Source organism: Methylorubrum populi (genome assembly GCF_002355515.1).
Classification (GTDB): Bacteria; Pseudomonadota; Alphaproteobacteria; order Rhizobiales; family Beijerinckiaceae; genus Methylobacterium; species Methylobacterium populi_A.
Genome location: NZ_AP014809.1, coordinates 3,651,848 through 3,667,785, shown reverse-complemented (window position 1 = coordinate 3,667,785; position 15,938 = coordinate 3,651,848). Strand labels below are relative to the sequence as shown.

Annotated in this window: 14 protein-coding genes; 11 read left to right on the top strand and 3 right to left on the bottom strand. The window is 69.4% G+C overall.

Features of this window, described 5'->3' with window-relative positions; translation table 11 throughout:
- The first annotated feature begins 168 nt into the window (after nt 1-168).
- Both MPPM_RS16905 and MPPM_RS16900 read left to right on the top strand, forming a co-directional pair.
- Entirely contained in the window at nt 169-633 is a 465-nt protein-coding gene (locus MPPM_RS16905) for a nuclear transport factor 2 family protein (RefSeq protein WP_096486056.1), read from the top strand.
- Between the two features lie 3 nt (nt 634-636).
- Nucleotides 637-1,242 carry a TetR/AcrR family transcriptional regulator gene (locus MPPM_RS16900; protein ID WP_096486055.1) on the top strand — a complete coding sequence of 202 codons (606 nt, stop codon included), beginning with the start codon at nt 637-639 and terminating at the stop codon, nt 1,240-1,242.
- Here MPPM_RS16900 and MPPM_RS16895 read toward each other — a convergent pair.
- Complete coding sequence (locus tag MPPM_RS16895) at nt 1,212-1,454, bottom strand: hypothetical protein (RefSeq protein WP_096486054.1); 243 nt, start codon at nt 1,452-1,454, stop codon at nt 1,212-1,214. The two genes, MPPM_RS16900 and MPPM_RS16895, sit on opposite strands and share 31 nt — an antisense overlap.
- A 488-nt stretch (nt 1,455-1,942) precedes the next feature.
- Between MPPM_RS16895 and MPPM_RS16890 the strand changes: the two genes are divergently transcribed.
- The 5 genes from MPPM_RS16890 (at nt 1,943) to MPPM_RS16870 (ending at nt 9,207) form a co-directional block, all read left to right on the top strand.
- Nucleotides 1,943-2,881, top strand: coding sequence for a glycine--tRNA ligase subunit alpha (locus MPPM_RS16890; protein ID WP_096486053.1), 939 nt, complete (start codon nt 1,943-1,945; stop codon nt 2,879-2,881).
- A 3-nt stretch (nt 2,882-2,884) separates the two neighbouring features.
- Complete coding sequence (locus MPPM_RS16885) at nt 2,885-3,328, top strand: DUF3828 domain-containing protein (RefSeq protein ID WP_096486052.1); 444 nt, start codon at nt 2,885-2,887, stop codon at nt 3,326-3,328.
- A 94-nt stretch (nt 3,329-3,422) separates the two neighbouring features.
- The gene (locus MPPM_RS16880; protein WP_096486051.1) at nt 3,423-5,309 is read left to right on the top strand and encodes a PhoX family protein; all 1,887 of its coding nucleotides are present in this window, start codon (nt 3,423-3,425) and stop codon (nt 5,307-5,309) included.
- A gap of 190 nt (nt 5,310-5,499) precedes the next feature.
- Nucleotides 5,500-7,674 carry a glycine--tRNA ligase subunit beta gene (gene glyS, locus MPPM_RS16875; RefSeq protein WP_096486050.1) on the top strand — a complete coding sequence of 725 codons (2,175 nt, stop codon included), beginning with the start codon at nt 5,500-5,502 and terminating at the stop codon, nt 7,672-7,674.
- Between the two features lie 393 nt (nt 7,675-8,067).
- Entirely contained in the window at nt 8,068-9,207 is a 1,140-nt protein-coding gene (locus MPPM_RS16870) for a helix-turn-helix transcriptional regulator (RefSeq protein ID WP_096486049.1), read from the top strand.
- A 13-nt stretch (nt 9,208-9,220) separates the two neighbouring features.
- Here the strand turns inward: MPPM_RS16870 and MPPM_RS16865 are convergent, their stop codons facing one another.
- Nucleotides 9,221-11,038 (bottom strand): cation:proton antiporter domain-containing protein, encoded by a 1,818-nt coding sequence (locus MPPM_RS16865; RefSeq protein ID WP_096486048.1) that lies wholly within the window; start codon nt 11,036-11,038, stop codon nt 9,221-9,223.
- A 109-nt stretch (nt 11,039-11,147) separates the two neighbouring features.
- On the bottom strand, nt 11,148-12,965 hold the full coding sequence (locus MPPM_RS16860; RefSeq protein ID WP_096486047.1) for a PHA/PHB synthase family protein: 1,818 nt from the start codon (nt 12,963-12,965) through the stop codon (nt 11,148-11,150).
- A gap of 127 nt (nt 12,966-13,092) precedes the next feature.
- Here MPPM_RS16860 and MPPM_RS16855 point away from each other — a divergent pair, with 127 nt between their 5' ends.
- The 4 genes from MPPM_RS16855 to MPPM_RS16840 all read left to right on the top strand — a co-directional run bounded on the left by MPPM_RS16855 (nt 13,093) and on the right by MPPM_RS16840 (nt 15,777).
- Nucleotides 13,093-13,458, top strand: a complete 366-nt coding sequence (locus MPPM_RS16855) for a hypothetical protein (RefSeq protein WP_096486046.1) — start codon at nt 13,093-13,095, stop codon at nt 13,456-13,458.
- A 164-nt stretch (nt 13,459-13,622) separates the two neighbouring features.
- Entirely contained in the window at nt 13,623-14,843 is a 1,221-nt protein-coding gene (locus MPPM_RS16850; protein ID WP_096486045.1) for an LL-diaminopimelate aminotransferase, read from the top strand.
- Nucleotides 14,844-15,019: 176 nt separating this feature from the next.
- Nucleotides 15,020-15,235: a hypothetical protein gene (locus MPPM_RS16845; RefSeq protein ID WP_096486044.1), complete on the top strand. Its 216-nt coding sequence runs from the start codon at nt 15,020-15,022 to the stop codon at nt 15,233-15,235.
- Between the two features lie 194 nt (nt 15,236-15,429).
- Nucleotides 15,430-15,777 carry a hypothetical protein gene (locus MPPM_RS16840; RefSeq protein ID WP_096486043.1) on the top strand — a complete coding sequence of 116 codons (348 nt, stop codon included), beginning with the start codon at nt 15,430-15,432 and terminating at the stop codon, nt 15,775-15,777.
- Nucleotides 15,778-15,938: the final 161 nt, after the last annotated feature.

The following is a 15,938-nucleotide window of genomic DNA, read 5'->3' as shown; positions in this document are numbered from 1 at the left end:
CGGGGATAAACTGATATTCGATCGTGGATTTCATTTGGCGGGCCGTGATGCGCCTGCGGTTCGCTGGGCGGGGTTTCGCCGATGCGATCCAGATCCGGGCTTGTCGGCGGCGGCAAGCTGCTGTACCGATCGGTATTGCCCGTACCGAACAGTACAAAGAGGTCAGCCATGTCCCGTCCTCCGCTCCCGCCCTTCACCGACGAGTCGGCCGCGCAGAAGGCGCGCATGGCGGAAGATGCCTGGAACAGTCGCGACCCGGAGCGCGTCGCCCTCGCCTACACGCCCGACAGCGTCTGGCGGAACCGCGCCGAGTTCGTGAAGGGGCGCGAGGAGATCGCTGCCTTCCTGCGGCGCAAATGGGCCCGCGAGCTGGAATACCGGCTGATCAAGGAGGTTTGGGCGCATCAGGGCAACCGCATCGCCGTGCGCTTCGCCTACGAGTGGCGCGACGACAGCGGGCAGTGGTTCCGCTCCTACGGAAACGAGAACTGGGAGTTCGACGAGGCGGGCCTGATGCGCCGCCGGATCGCCTCCATCAACGACCTGCCGATCGCGGAATCCGACCGGAAGTATCGCTGGCCTCTCGGCCGCCGGCCGGACGACCATCCCTCCCTGAGCGATCTCGGGCTGTAGCGCGTGGCCCGCACCGTCGCCGAGCGGCTCGACGTGCTGCCGTTGCTGGCGGAAGTGTTTCGCGAGCACGGCTACGAGGGTGCGAGCCTGTCGCTGATCTCGAAGGCGACGGGGCTCGGCAAGGGCAGCCTCTATCACTTCTTCCCCGGCGGGAAGGAGGAGATGGCCTCGGCCGTGCTCGGCGAGATCGACGGCTGGTTCGAGACCAACGTCTTCCGTCCCTTGCGGGAGGCGGAGGAGCCGGAAGCGGCCGTGGCGGCGATGTTCGTGACGGCCGGCGATTACTTCCGCTCCGGCCGTCGTGTCTGCCTCGTCGGCGCCCTCAGCCTGAGCGATGCCCGCGACCGCTTCGCCAGCCGCCTGCGGGACTATTTCGCCCGCTGGGTCAGCGCTCTCGCCGCCGCGCTCGCCCGCGCCGGACACCCGCCGGAGGCGGCCAACGCCCTCGCCGAGGAGGCCGTGGGCGGCATCCAGGGAGCGGTGGTGCTGGCCCGCGCCCTCGACAGGCCGGAGGTGTTCGAGCGGATCCTGTCGGGCCTGCGGGGACGATGTCTCGTTCGGCCTGATGCGGCTGCGGCTCAGCGCGCGCAGCCGGCCGGGGCGGCGTAGCCGGAATAGACCACTCGGACCTTGCGGGTGCAGGTCTCGGCCGCGGGCATGGCGGCGATCGGAGCGATTTCGACGGGGGTGACGGCCACCGTCTTTTCCACCGATGCGGTGCCATCGGGCGTGGCGAGCGCGTTCGACGCGCCCATCACCAGCGACGTGGTGGCGAGAGAGGCCGCGACGAGCGCGGCGAAAACAGTCAATCCCTTGCGCATGATCTGTCTCGAAGTGGTATCCGCTCGACCGTCGGAGTGAAGCGGGGCTGTTCCTTTGCCAGATTAACTTGGCAGCAACCTTTGCTGTTCCCGCTCTGAGGCCGCGGACCTGAAAAAGATGTGCCGGGGCGCACGGGGGCGTCGCCGCGGTGCGGCGGGACATCCGCCTCGCAAATGCCGGCCGGCGCCCCATATCCCGTCTACCCTCCGCGCAATCCCGTGCCTTGGGCGTACATGCGGAGGCCGATATGGCTCATGCTCCGGAAAAAGGGGGCGCACGCCCCGTTTCGTCGACGGACTTCAACGAGCGCGTGAAGCGTCTGCTGGCGGCCAAGCCCGTGATGCAGGCCGTTCCGAAGGACCGGACGGCCAAGCGCAGCTTCACCCGGTCCGCCCCCCGGACCTAGGCGGATCGAGGGGGCGGCTCGCTTGACACCCCGCCCCTCACTCTTAAACCGTCCGGCAGCTTCCCTCCTGCCGGATCTGCCATGTCGAGCGACGCCGACCTTTCGCCCACACGCTCGTTCCAGGGCCTGATCCTCACCCTGCAGCGCTTCTGGGCGGCCAAGGGCTGCGTGATCCTCCAGCCCTACGACATGGAGGTCGGCGCCGGCACCTTCCATCCGGCCACCACGCTGCGGGCGCTCGGCCCGAAGCCCTGGAAGGCGGCCTACGTGCAGCCCTCGCGGCGTCCCAAGGACGGGCGCTACGGCGAGAACCCGAACCGGCTGCAGCACTATTATCAGTTCCAGGTGATCCTGAAGCCGAACCCGCCGAACCTGCAGGAGCTCTACCTCGCCTCGCTGGAGGCGATCGGCGTCGATCTCAAGCTCCACGACATCCGCTTCGTCGAGGACGACTGGGAGAGCCCGACGCTCGGCGCCTGGGGTCTCGGTTGGGAATGCTGGTGCGACGGAATGGAGGTGAGCCAGTTCACCTACTTCCAGCAGGTCGCGGGTTTCGAGTGCGCGCCGGTGGCCGGCGAGCTGACCTACGGGCTCGAGCGGCTGGCGATGTACGTGCAGGGCGTCGAGAACGTCTACGACCTCAACTTCAACGGCGGCGAGGGTGACGAGAAGGTCACCTATGGCGACGTCTTCCTCCAAGCCGAGCAGGAATATTCGCGCCACAACTTCGAGGCCGCCGACACGGCGATGCTGTTCCGCCATTTCGCCGACGCGGAGAAGGCCTGCCGCCTCTATCTCGAAGCCGGCGCGCCCGAGAGCGAGGGCGCGCGCCACCGTATCGTGCAACCGGCCTACGACCAGTGCATCAAGGCGAGCCACGTCTTCAACCTGCTCGATGCCCGCGGCGTGATCTCGGTCACCGAGCGCCAGAGCTACATCCTGCGGGTACGCGAGCTGGCCAAGGCCTGCGGCGCGGCCTGGCTGAAGACCGAGGCCGGCGGCCACGCCGCGGCGGCCTGAGCGATGCGTCGCCGCGCAATCCTGGCCCTGGCCTTCGGCCTCCTCGCCGGTCCGGCCTTCGCGCAATCCGCGACCGATCCGGTGGAGACCGTGCGGGCCTTCTACGCGGCGGACGACATCAATGCCGTGCGCTTCTACGCCAAGCGCCTGCGCACGCTCTATGCGCGTGACCAGCGCGAGGCCAAGGGCGAGGTCGGGCGGCTGGGCTTCGCCTTTCACGTCAACGGTCAGGATACCGAGCCGAGCTTCGCCGCGTCGCTGGCGCTCGCACCGCTCTCGAGCGAGGGTGATCGGGCCGAGGTCAGGGCAACGTTCCGCAACGGCGGTCCTCAGGAGCTGCGCTACAGCCTCGTGCGCGAGGCGGGCGCGTGGAAGATCGCCAATGTCCGATCGCTGAAGGGCGAGACCTGGGATCTCGTCGCCCTCCTGTCGGCGCCGCTTCCTTAGAGCGCCGCCACCCACCCAGAGCTGTTTCGTCATCGAAGCGACATCTGATGGGCGTAGGCGCGCCGCCTCTCGCAGGCTGATGAGACGCGCCACGATGTCCGACATGCCCGACGCCCCGACCCTCGACGCGGTGATCGCGCACCGCTTTTCCCGGCGCGACCTGATGCGCGGCTCGCTCGCCGTCGCGCTCACCGCCGGGGTTGCGCCGCAGGTTGCCGCCGCAGCGGCGGAGACATCCGCCTTCGATTTCCCGGAACTTACGGCCGGCGTCGATGAGTATCTGCACGTGGCCGAGGGCTACGAGGCCAAGCCCCTGCTGCGCTGGGGCGACCCGCTGTTTTCCGACGCCCCCGCCTTCGACCCGAGGCGGCAGAGCGCCGGGGCGCAGGAGCGCCAGCTCGGCTACAACAACGATTTCGTCGGCTTCATCCCGCTCGATACCGAGGGTCGGCGCGGCCTGCTCGTAGTCAACCACGAATACACCAATGCCGAGCTGATGTTTCCCGGTCTCGATGCGGCCGACCGCAAGGCCGTGATCGCGGCTCTGAGTCCGGATCAGGTCGCGGTCGAGATGGCCGCCCATGGCGGCTCGGTGGTCGAGATCTTCCGCGAGGCGGAGGGCTGGCGCCCGGTCATCGGTTCGCCCTACACGCGGCGCATCACCGCGCAGACGCCGATGGATCTCACCGGTCCGGCGGCCGGCCATCCCCGCCTCGTCACCGAGGCCGATCCGAGCGGCCGGCGCGTGCTCGGCATGATCAACAACTGCTCGGGCGGCGTCACGCCCTGGGGGACCTGGCTCTCGGGTGAGGAGAACATCAACTACTATTTCGGCGGCGTCCTGCCCGCCGGGCATCCGGAGACCGGCAACGCCAAGGCGATGGGCCTGGGCAGCCTGCAATACGCCTGGAGCCGCTTCCATCCGCGCTTCGACCTCGCGCGGACACCCCACGAGCCGAACCGGTTCGGCTGGGTGGTCGAGATCGATCCGTTCGATCCGGGCGCGACCCCGAAGAAGCGCACGGCGCTCGGCCGGTTCAAGCACGAGGGCGCGGCCGGCGCGCGCGCGCTCGACGGGCGCTACGTCATCTATCTCGGCGACGACGAGCGCTTCCAGCACGTCTACCGCTTCGTCAGCGCCGGCCGCGTGCAGGCGGAGCGCGGCGCCAACGCCGATCTCCTCGATTCCGGCACCCTCAGCGTCGCCCGGTTCGAGCCGGACGGCACCGGCCGCTGGCTGCCGCTGGTGCATGGCGCGAACGGGCTCGATGCGGAGAACGGCTTCGCGTCCCAGGCCGACGTGCTGATCGAGACCCGCCGCGCCGCCAAGAGGCTCGGCGCCACGCCGATGGACCGCCCCGAGGACATCGAGGCGAACCCGCAGACCGGCCGCGTCTACGTGATGCTGACCAACAACGTGAAGCGCGCGGCCGACCAGACCGACCCGAGCAACCCGCGCGGCCCCAACGCCTTCGGGCACGTCATCGAGATCGCTCCCGACCAGACCGACCACGGTGCCGAGACCTTCCGCTGGGAGGTGCTGGTGCGCTGCGGCGACCCGGCCAAGCCCGAGGTGAAGGCGAGTTTCTCCGCGCTCACCACCGAGAACGGCTGGTTCGGCATGCCCGACAACTGCACCTTCGACGGGCGCGGCCGCCTCTGGATTGCCACCGACGGCAACAACCGCCGCGCCACGGGCCGGGCCGACGGCATCTGGGCGGTGGAGACGGAAGGGCCGCGCCGGGGCACCGCGCGCCACTTCCTGCGGGTGCCGGTGGGCGCCGAGATGTGCGGCCCCTGCTTCACCCCCGACGACGGGACCTTCTTCGTCGCGGTCCAGCATCCCGGCGAGCCCGACGAGGAGGGGGCGTTGGGCTCCTACGAGAAGCCCTCGACGCGCTGGCCGGATTTTTCGCCCGACATGCCGCCTCGGCCGTCGGTGGTGACGGTGACGCGCAAAGGGGGCGGGCCGATCGGTTAGATCGCGCCGCCGAATCTTTTCCCTCCTCATCGCGAGGGAAAGCCGGCGCGAACCAGGGCAGCGCCAGATCCGAATGGATCGCCGCGCCGGATCGCCCTGCTGACGCTCGCGATGACGAAGCGCGCGCGGTGACAGACGACGCCCATCTCCCGGCTCGACGCGGCTTGAGCGGAGGGCTATTCCCGCGCGCATGCCTGACCTCCTTCTCGAACTCCGCTCCGAAGAGATTCCCGCGCGCATGCAGCGGCGCGCGGCCGAGGATCTGAGGAAGCTCGTCACCGACGCGCTGGTGGAGCGCGGCTTCCTCTACGAGGGCGCCAAGGCCTTCGCGACGCCGCGGCGGCTGGCGCTGCACGTCGCCGGGCTGCCCGCCCGCGGCGAGGCCGTGCGCGAGGAGCGGCGCGGGCCCCGCCTCGGCGCGCCGGACGCCGCCGTGCAGGGCTTTTTGAAGAGCGCGGGGTTGTCGAGCCTCGATCAGGCCACCACCGTCACCGACCCGAAGAAGGGCGAGTTCTACCTCGCGGTGATCGAGCGGCCCGGCCGCGAGACGCTGGACGTGCTGGCCGAGATCCTGCCGGGCATCATCCGGAATTTCCCCTGGCCGAAATCGATGCGCTGGGGCGCGGCCTCGGCCCAGCCCGGCTCCCTGCGCTGGGTGCGCCCGCTGCAATCGATCGTCGCGACCTTCGGCCCTGAGACCGAGACGCCGGAGGTGGTGCCGTTCTCCGTCGACGGCATCACCGCCGGCACGGTCACCAGCGGCCACCGCTTCCTGAAGCCGGAGCCCTTCGAGGTGCGCCGCTTCGACGACTACGTTCAGGCACTCGAGCGCGCCGACGTGATCCTCGACGCCGACCGGCGCAAGGACATCATCCTGCACGACGCCAAGGACCTCGCCTTCGCCCGCGGCCTCGACCTCGTGGAGGACGAGGGCTTGCTCGAGGAAGTCGCCGGGCTGGTGGAGCGGCCGGTGGTGCTGATGGGCGCGTTCGAGGAACGCTTCCTCGAGATCCCGGCCGAGGCGATCCGCGCCACCATCCGCGCCAATCAGAAGTGCTTCGTGCTGCGCAAATCCGGTTCCGAGGAACTGGCACCGGCCTTCCTGCTGGTCTCCAACCTCATCGCCTCCGATGGCGGCGCGGCGATCACCGCCGGCAACGAGCGCGTGGTGCGCGCCCGGCTCTCGGACGCAAAATTCTTCTGGGAGACCGACAAGGCCACGAAGTTAGAGGATCGGCTGCCGAAGCTCGACTCGATCGTCTTCCACGAGAAGCTCGGGACGCAGGGCGAGCGGGTCACCCGCATCGCCGGCCTGGCGCGCCGGATCGCCTCCGCCCTCGACATCCGGTTCGACCTTGATCTCGTCGAGCGGGCCGCGCGCCTCGCCAAGGCGGATCTCGTGACCGAGATGGTCGGCGAGTTTCCGGAACTCCAGGGCTTGATGGGCCGCAAATATGCGACCCTGCAGGGCGAGGATCCCCGCGTCGCGGCCGCCATCGAAGAGCATTACAAGCCGCTCGGCCCGAGCGATCGCGTGCCGACGGAGATCGTTTCGATCGCGGTCGCGATGGCCGACAAGCTCGATCTGCTCGCCGGCTTCTGGTCGATCGACGAGAAGCCGACAGGCAGCAAGGACCCGTTCGGTCTGCGCCGCGCCGCGCTCGGCGTGATCCGTCTGATCCTCGAGAACGGATTGCGGCTGTCGCTTCTCGACGGGCCGATCTGGGATGCCTTCGACGAACTGCCGGGGAAGTCTGTCGCGATCCTCGACCTGTCGGGTGATGCCGCACCCGGCGCGCTCGACGAAGACGCCGATCTGACCGATCCGCGGGCGAAGGATCTCCTCGCCTTCCTCGCCGAACGCCTCAAGGTCTACCTGCGCGACCAGGGCGCCCGCCACGACCTGATCGATGCCGTCTTCGCGCTGCCCGGCCAGGACGACCTGCTGATGGTCGTCCGCCGCGTCGAGGCGCTCGGCGCGTTCCTTGCCACCGAGGACGGGAAAAACCTCCTCGCCGGCTACAAGCGCGCGGCCAACATCCTGCGCATCGAGGAGAAGAAGGACGGCCGCACCTATGACGCCGCTCCCGATGCGGCGCTCGCGGCCTCCGGCCAGCCGGAAGAGCGGGCGCTCGCCGAAGCGCTTGCCGGGGCCCGCCAGGAAGCGTCCGCGGCGGTGGCGGCCGAAGACTTCGCCGGGGCGATGCGGGCACTGTCGCGGCTGCGGGCGCCGGTGGACGCCTTCTTCGAGAAGGTCACCGTCAACGCCGACGATCCGGCCCTTCGCCGGAACCGGCTCCTGCTGCTCAATGCCCTGCGCGCGGCTACCCGCGAGGTGGCCGACTTCTCGCGCATCGAGGGCTGAGGCAAGGCCGCGGGCGGCAATCGTCACTCCGCCCCGGTTCTTCGGATCGGAGCCGTCGCCGAGCCCGCGCCATGAACACGCCGCAGCGGACATGCCGTGCCGGCCCGTCGCACGGATTGCCCGCTTTGGGCGGCGTTGTTCGTCCGACACCTCGACGCTGCAGTCCTTCGTCGCGAGACAACTGGGGATGGCGCCCTCGAAACGGTTCATCGCTTCTGATCGGTAGTCGCCGTCCGACGCGAAACCTGCTTCAGCTTACTGCACTTTCCTCCGAGGGGCGGATCCGAGCGGGTTGAAACGACCCGATCGGTGAATCCGTCTTTCACCTTTCGGGCGAACCTGGGCGGGTCGACGTGCGCCGCAGGCCGACCGGCGGGGGCATTCGTGTCGGCGATGTCGGCTTTCGATCCTCTTGCCCTGATCAACGCCTGCTACGCGGCCGCGCTCGAGCCCGAGTCGGGGTCCGGCGCATGGTCCGGCGCCCTCGACGGGATCGCCGATGCGGTCGGCGCGCGCGGGGGCGTGATCGTCTCGCACGATCCCGCGCGCACCGCGCAGACGCTGGCTTCCGAGCGGATCGCCGACGTGAACCTCGATTACGGCGTCGGCGGCTGGTGGCAGCACGACACGCGCATCCACCTCGGCCGGGAGCGCGGCATCATGAGGCCGGGCACGGTCACGGTCGACGAGATGTATCTCACGGCCGACGAGAAGCGCGCCGACCCGTTCTTCCAGCACTTCGTCGACCGGCACCGCCTCGGCAATCTCTGCGCCTATATCGGCGCCGACCCGATGGACCGCTTCACGCTCTCCTTCAGCGCTCCGCGCGATGTCGGCAAGGGGCCCTTCGAGGGCGCCGAGATCGAGCGGCTGGGGCTCATCGGACCGCACGTTATCCGCGCCTTCCGGCTCACGGCGCTCGTCGGCGACCTGCGCCGGGAGGTGGAGGGGCTTGCCTCCGCCCTGGAGCGGATGCGGGCCGGGATCGTCGTTCTCGATGCCCGCGGCCGGGTCCGCCTCGTCAACCCGGCAGCCGAGCGTCTGGCGACGGGCCACCTCATCCTGCGCACGGGCCTCGTGCCGGCCGCCGCGGAGCCGGTCGAGACTGCGCGCTTCGATCGCTTCCTCAGCGATGTTCTGCCGGAAGAGACATGGCCGCGGCAGGAGAGGCTCCTCCTGCGTCGGCGGGGCGGCGGGCGTCCGCTCTATGTCGAGGCGCTGCCCTTGCGCGGCGACGACCCTCTTCCGGCGGCCGGCGCCGGTCTCGGGGGCGGCGTCATCCTGCTCCTGCGTGATCTGCTCGCGCCGGCCACGCGCCCGATCGAGCCGCTTCTGGAGCAGCTCGGCCTCACCCGGGCCGAGGCGCGTGTCGCCGCCCTGGTCGGGCTGGGTGCGGCGCCGCGGGAGGTGGCCGACCAGCTCGCCGTCGGCGAGAGCACGGTGCGCAGCCAGCTGAAGGCCGTCTACGGCAAACTCGCGATCCGTCGCCAGAGCGAGCTCGCGGTCTTCATCACCCGCCTCGACAGCTTCTGAGGGGCGCTTCGTCCTACTCCGGCTCGTCACGCCGCTGACGCAGCTCGGGAACCGGCTGATCAGGCTCGGAGATCGGGGCGACCTGCCCCTCCGAGCGGCTCGAATCCACGAACAGCCGCGCCTCGCCCTCGCGCACGCCGAGGCTGCGCAGCGCGTAGGTCATCATGCCGAGCGCCAGTTCCCGCTCGGCCATCAGGACGAGGCCGACGCCGTCCTCCTCCAGCCGGCGGCGCTCGCTGTCGCTGTGGGTGCGCACCACGCTGTCGATGTCCGGATTGGCCTTGCGGGCCTTGGCGAGCAGCCGCCGCGCCTGGTGCGGGTCGGGGGTCGCGACGACGACGAGGCGGGCCGAAGCGATGTCGGCGGCCTCCAGGATCCCCGGCGCGGTGGCGTCGCCAAACACCGCCGGCACGCCCTGCATCCGCAGGTCCTCAACCCGGCGGCGGTCGCGCTCCACCACGACGAAGGGCAGGTTCCAGTCCTGCAGCGCCTTGCCGATGGCGCTGCCGACGCGGCCGTAGCCGATGATCACGGCGTGGCCGCTCAACCCGTGGGCGGCGGTTCGCACCGGCAGCGGCGCGGCGGCGCGGCGCTCGAATCGGTTGCGCAGATCCGGCCGCTCGCCGAGCCAGCGCGACACCCGGTCGGCCAGCCCGAAGAACAGCGGGTTGAGGGTGATCGACAGGAGCGCACCGCCGAGGATCAGGTCGCGTCCCTCCGGCGGCAGCAGCTTCAGGGAGATGCCGAGACCGGCGAGGATGAACGAGAACTCGCCGATCTGCGCGAGGCTGGCGGCGATGGTGAGCGCCGTTCCCACGGGATGGCCGAAGGCGAGCACGATGGCGATGGCCGCAAGCGACTTGCCCAGCACGATGACGCCGACGACGCCGAGGATCGAGAGCGGCTCGCGCAGGACGATGCCGGGGTCGAACAGCATGCCGACCGAGACGAAGAACAGCACGGCGAAGGCGTCCTGCAGCGGCAGGGAATCGGCCGCCGCCTGATGGCTGAGGTCGGATTCGGCGAGCACCATGCCGGCGAAGAAGGCGCCGAGGGCGAAGGACACGCCGAACAGTTCGGAGGAGGCGTAGGCGATGCCGACCGCGCTCGCGAGCACCGCGAGGGTGAACAGCTCCCGCGACCCGGTGCGGGCGGCCAGCGCCAGCAGGTAGGGGACGAAGCGGCGGCCGCCGATGAGCATCACGGCGATGAACACGCCGACCTTGGCCAGCGTCAGCCCCAGCGTGACCCACAGGCCGTGATCGGGCGCGACGTGATGGCCCACCATCCCCGCCGCCTCGCCGCCGAGAGAGGGCGCCAGCGCTGGCAGAAGCACGAGGGCCACCACCATGGCGAGATCCTCGACGATCAGCCAGCCGACGGCGATGCGGCCCTTGTCGGTATCGAGCAGTCCGCGGCCTTCGAGCGCCCGAAGCAGCACGACCGTGCTTGCCACCGAGAGTGCCAGCCCGAAGACGAGACCCGCCCCCGCGCCCCAGCCGAAGCCCCAGGCGAGGCCGGCGCCCATGGCGGTCGCCACGGCGATCTGCACGATCGCCCCGGGCAGCGCGATGGTGCGCACCGCGAGCAGGTCGCCGATGGAGAAGTGCAGGCCGACGCCGAACATCAGCAGGATGACGCCGAGTTCGGCGAGCTGGCTCGCCAGCGCCGGATCGCCGACGAAGCCGGGGGTGAAGGGGCCGATGGCGATGCCGGCGACGAGGTAGCCGACGAGGGGCGGCAACCGGATCCTCTGCGCCAGCATGCCGCCGATGAACGCGCAGACCAGACCGAGCGCGATGATCGAGATGAGTTCGGTGGCGTGCTGCACCCTGCGTCGATCCTCCCGGGGCGGAAGCCGGCCCCGGGATCAGATAAGGCAAATCACGGTCCCGTGTCCGCAACAGCGATGCGGTGGATGCACGGTTCCTGTCGATTCCTCAGCCTTTCATGCGCACATAGGTGCCGGGCGCCGGGGCGAGGGAGGGCAGCGCCCCCGTTCCGGGCACGCGTGCGGGAACACGTTCGGGCGCCTGCTCCTCCAGCCACTGGAACCAGTAGGGCCACCACGAGCCCGTATGCTCCGTCGACTTCTCGACCCACTCCGCGAACTTGCCCCGGGCCGGGCCGCCGGTGCGGAAGCCGTATTTGGCCTTCGGGCCCGGCGGGTTGACGACCCCCGCGATGTGGCCCGAGCCCGCCAGCACGTAATCGACCTTGCCGCCGAACTTCGCCGATCCCTCGAAGACCGAGAGCGCCGGGGCGATGTGGTCCTCGCGGGTGGCGAGGTTGAAGACCGGTACCTTCACCTTCTTGAGGTCGAGGCGCACGTTGCCGAGCACCATCTGCCCCTTGGAGAGCGTGTTGTTGAGGTAGCAGTTGCGCAGGTAGAACGAGTGATTGGCCGCGGGCATCCGCGTCGCGTCGGCGTTCCAGTACAGCAGGTCGAAGGCCGTCGGCGCCTTGCCGCGCACGTAGTTGTTGACGACGTGGGACCAGATCAGGTCGTTGGGCCTGAGCATATTGAAGGCGTTGGCCATGCGCGCGCCTTCCAGGTAGCCGCGCTCGGCCATCCGCTCCTCGATCGCCTTGATCTGCCCCTCGTCGGCGAAGACCTTGAGGTCGCCCGCATGGGTGAAATCGACCTGCGTGGTGAGGAAGGTCGCGCTCTTGATGCGCCGGTTGCCGGTCGCCGCCTGGTAAGCCAGCGTCACGGCGAGCAGGGTGCCGCCGACGCAGTAGCCCGCCGCCGCGACCTCGCTCTCCCCGGTGGCCACGCCGATCATGTCGATCGCGGTCTCGATGCCCTCGCGCATGTAGGACTCGAAGTCCTTGTCGCGGTGGCGCTCGTCCGGGTTGACCCAGGAGATCACGAACACCGTGATCCCCTGGGAGACCATCCAGCCGATGAGGCTCTTCTTCGGGTTGAGATCGAGGATATAATACTTGTTGATCCAGGGCGGTACGATCAGGAGCGGGCGCTTCAAGACCGTTTCAGTGGTCGGCGCGTACTGGATCAGCTCCATCAACTCGTTGCGGAAGATGACCTCGCCGGGGGTCACCGCCACGTCCTCGCCGAAGGTGAAGGCGTTGAGATCGGTCTGGCGCACCCGGAGCTGGCCGCCGCCCGCCTCCAGATCCTCCTGCAGCATCTTCATGCCGCGCATCAGGTTGGCGCCGCCCTCCTCCAGCGTCTGGCGCAGGAGTTCGGGGTTGGTCATCACGAAGTTCGAGGGCGAGTAGGCCGACAGGAGTTGGCGCAGGTAGAACTCGGCCTTGTGGCGGGTGTGCTCGTCGATCCCCTCCGCCGTTTCGACCATTTCCTCCGCCCAGCGGCCGAGGATCAGGTAGCTCTGCTTGATGATGTCGAAGAGCGGATTGGCGCTCCAATCGGCGTGGGCGAAGCGCTTGTCCTTGGCCTCGGGCTCGGCGACCGGTGCGGCGGGCGCGCCCTGCATCCGGCTCAGGGTCGAGGCCCAGAGGGCGGCGAAGGACTGGCCGAGCTTGGTCTGGGCCTGCAGCGCCTTCTCGGGATCCTTCAGCCACGTCTCGGCGACCCGCGTGAGGGTGCGGGTCATCTCGTCGATTTCGTCGGCGCCCTGAAGCTTCGCGCCCGGCTGCAGCGTTCCCTGTCCCGCCTGCTCGAACGGTTTCAGGCTGGCCGCCGCCGATTGCCGGAATGCCTCCGCAAGTTGATTCGCGCTGTGCGCGATCCTCTCGAATTCCGGCGTTGCCGGGCTCATCCGCTCCGTGGCCACGCGACACGTCCTCCCAGGGTGCGCCCGCATTCCGCCCCTTCCGGACGGCCCGAGCCTCGTTTCCGACAAATTAACGCTCCACCCAGCAGATGTCGCCCGCTCCAGGATCGATTTTCAGCCCGTTGTCATGATCTTGCGCCGTGCCGCCCGCACTATTGTTCTGGTCCTGCCGGTCGCCGCCGCCGTGGCCTCGGCCGGCGGTTGTTCGAGCGACGTCAATCCGCTGAAGGCGGCGATGGTCAGCACGGGTTCCGGCATCAAGCCGGTGGAGGCGCCCGAATTCGTGGCGCAATCCCGCAAGAGCGAGGCGACCTACATGCCAGTGGGCGAATCGGCGCCCCGGCGCGCCATTCGCGCTCGCAACTCGGCCGGGCAGAGCGCGCTGCAGGCGGAACTCGAGGGCGCGCGCAACCGCAACGAGGCTAAGGGGCGCGCGGCGGAAGGGGCGGCCAAGGACGCCGCGAAGGGTCTCGCGCCGAACCCGGTGCAGTGAGGAGCCCGCTTCGATCGCCGGGCCGGGCGTGCGCGCCCGTCATCGCGCTCCGGGATTGAGATTTCGTATCGGCGCGCGGGCGCGTCGGTGGTAAACAGACCGACTCCTCACCGCCGACGATTCCCCGCGGGAGGAGGGTTCGCGACACCGGACAGATCGACGCCATGACCGATTTCCACCGCATCAAGCGCCTTCCGCCTTACGTCTTCGAGCAGGTGAACCGGATCAAGGCCGCCGCCCGAGCCCGTGGCGCCGACATCATCGATCTCGGCATGGGCAACCCCGACCTCGACGCCCCGCGCCACGTCATCGAGAAGCTCGTCGAGACCGCCGGCAAGCCGCGCACCGACCGCTACTCCGCCTCCAAGGGCATCGCCGGCCTGCGCCGGGCCCAGGCCGGCTACTATCAGCGCCGCTTCGGGGTGAGCCTCAATCCCGAGACGCAGGTGGTAGCGACGCTGGGCTCGAAGGAAGGCTTCGCTAACATGGCCCAGGCGATCACCGCGCCGGGCGACGTGGTGCTGGTTCCCAACCCGAGCTACCCGATCCACGCCTTCGGCTTCCTGATGGCCGGCGGCGTGATCCGCTCCGTGCCGGCCGAGCCGACCCCGGCGATGTTCCCGGCGCTGGAGAAGGCGGTCGTCCACTCGATCCCGAAGCCGGTGGCGCTCGTGGTCTGCTATCCCTCGAACCCGACGGCCTACGTCGCGAGCCTCGACTTCTACCGCGACCTCGTCGCCTTCGCGAAGAAGCACGAGCTGATCCTGCTCTCGGATCTCGCCTATGCCGAGGTCTATTTCGACGACAAGAACCCACCGCCCTCCGTGCTCCAGGTTCCGGGCGCCATGGATTGCACCGTCGAGTTCACCTCGCTGTCGAAGACCTTCTCGATGGCGGGGTGGCGCATGGGGTTCGCCGTCGGCAACGAGCGACTGCTCGCGGCGCTGACGCGGGTGAAGTCCTACCTCGATTACGGCGCCTTCACGCCGATCCAGGTCGCGGCCACCGCCGCGCTCAACGGGCCGGACGACTGCATCAAGGAGATGCGGGCGACCTACAAGAAGCGCCGTGACGCCCTGATCGAATCCTTCGGCAAGGCCGGCTGGAAGCTGCCGTCGCCGGAGGCCTCGATGTTTGCCTGGGTTCCGATCCCGGAGAAATTCCGGGAGCTCGGCAGCCTGGAATTCTCCAAGCTGCTCCTCGAGAAATCCGACGTCGCGGTGGCGCCGGGCATCGGCTTCGGCGAGCACGGCGACGAGTACGTCCGCATCGCGCTCGTCGAGAACGAGCAGCGCATCCGGCAGGCGGCGCGCAACGTCCGCCGCTTCTTCGACAACGCCGACCGCACGCTCCACAACGTGGTGCCGATGCAGAAGGCGGTCTGAGCCGGAAGACTCCCCCGCCGCGGGTTGTTGCGGTGGGGCGACAGGGCCGGGCAATCGGCCCTGTTCGCCTGCCCATCGGGGGGGAGAAGCTTGTCAGTGAGCCTCCGTGTCCGCAGGGTCTTCTCCCGTTCCGCCGCCGGGCCGTCCCGGCGGGTCGACGTGTTTCGAGGACCCGCATGCGCCGCCTGAAGCTCTTCGCCGCCCTGGCGCTCGCCGGCGCCGCCACCGGAGCCTGCGCCCCCCATCCGATCGTGGCGCGCGATCCCGTGCCCGCCCCTTCGCCGGAAGAGGCCTATTCCTGCAGCTCGACGCCGCTGCCGCTGAACGCCTATAAGTCGGATTGCACGCCCGTGATGCGCGAGCCGCGCGCCGTCCTGCAATCGAAGGGATGAGGCGGCGGCCAATCCGTCAACCCTGTCCGTCAACCTTTCCTTGTCACGTCCCGGGGTTTGATCGCAGCTTCGAGACGCCATCCCGAGCCGATCCGACCGCGCTGCGAACGGCGTCGGCTCACGTCCAGTGTCGATGCCCTCCCGAGCCGGGCGGCGTTCCCTCGGCTCAGAGCCTCCAACGACGGAGAAAGCCCGTGGCCCCTGCCCGCCTCCTCCTTGCCGCCGCTCTTCTCGGGCTCACCGCCCAGGCCGGCCAGGCTCAGACCCTGCAGGATCGCCCCTACGGCGAGGCGCGCGGACCCGTGGTGTATCAGGTCGATCCCGAAAGCGGTCGCTTCCGCGGGCCGCCGATCAGCACTGACGGTCAGGATCTGCGCGCCATTGGCGCCGTGCCGGTCCCGACCGTCATGAACGGCGGCGGTTTCGGCCCGACCGGCAACGACTACTTCGGCAACATGCTGATCGCGACCCCGCAGGGCCCGCGCCGGACCTCCGACGGCTACGTCCTGGCCCCCGCCTACAAGGCTCCGCCGCTGCGCTGAAGCGCGCATCTCACGACCTTTTGGAGCACCGTGCGTCGAGCGGGACGGGATGATCGGCTGCTCTTGCGGTTGAGCGCTCGCGCCTGGATCAGGCGGCCGGTTCTTGGTTCTCGACGTCTTCGATAGGAGCGTGATCGAAGATGCGCCCTTAACCGCGAAGC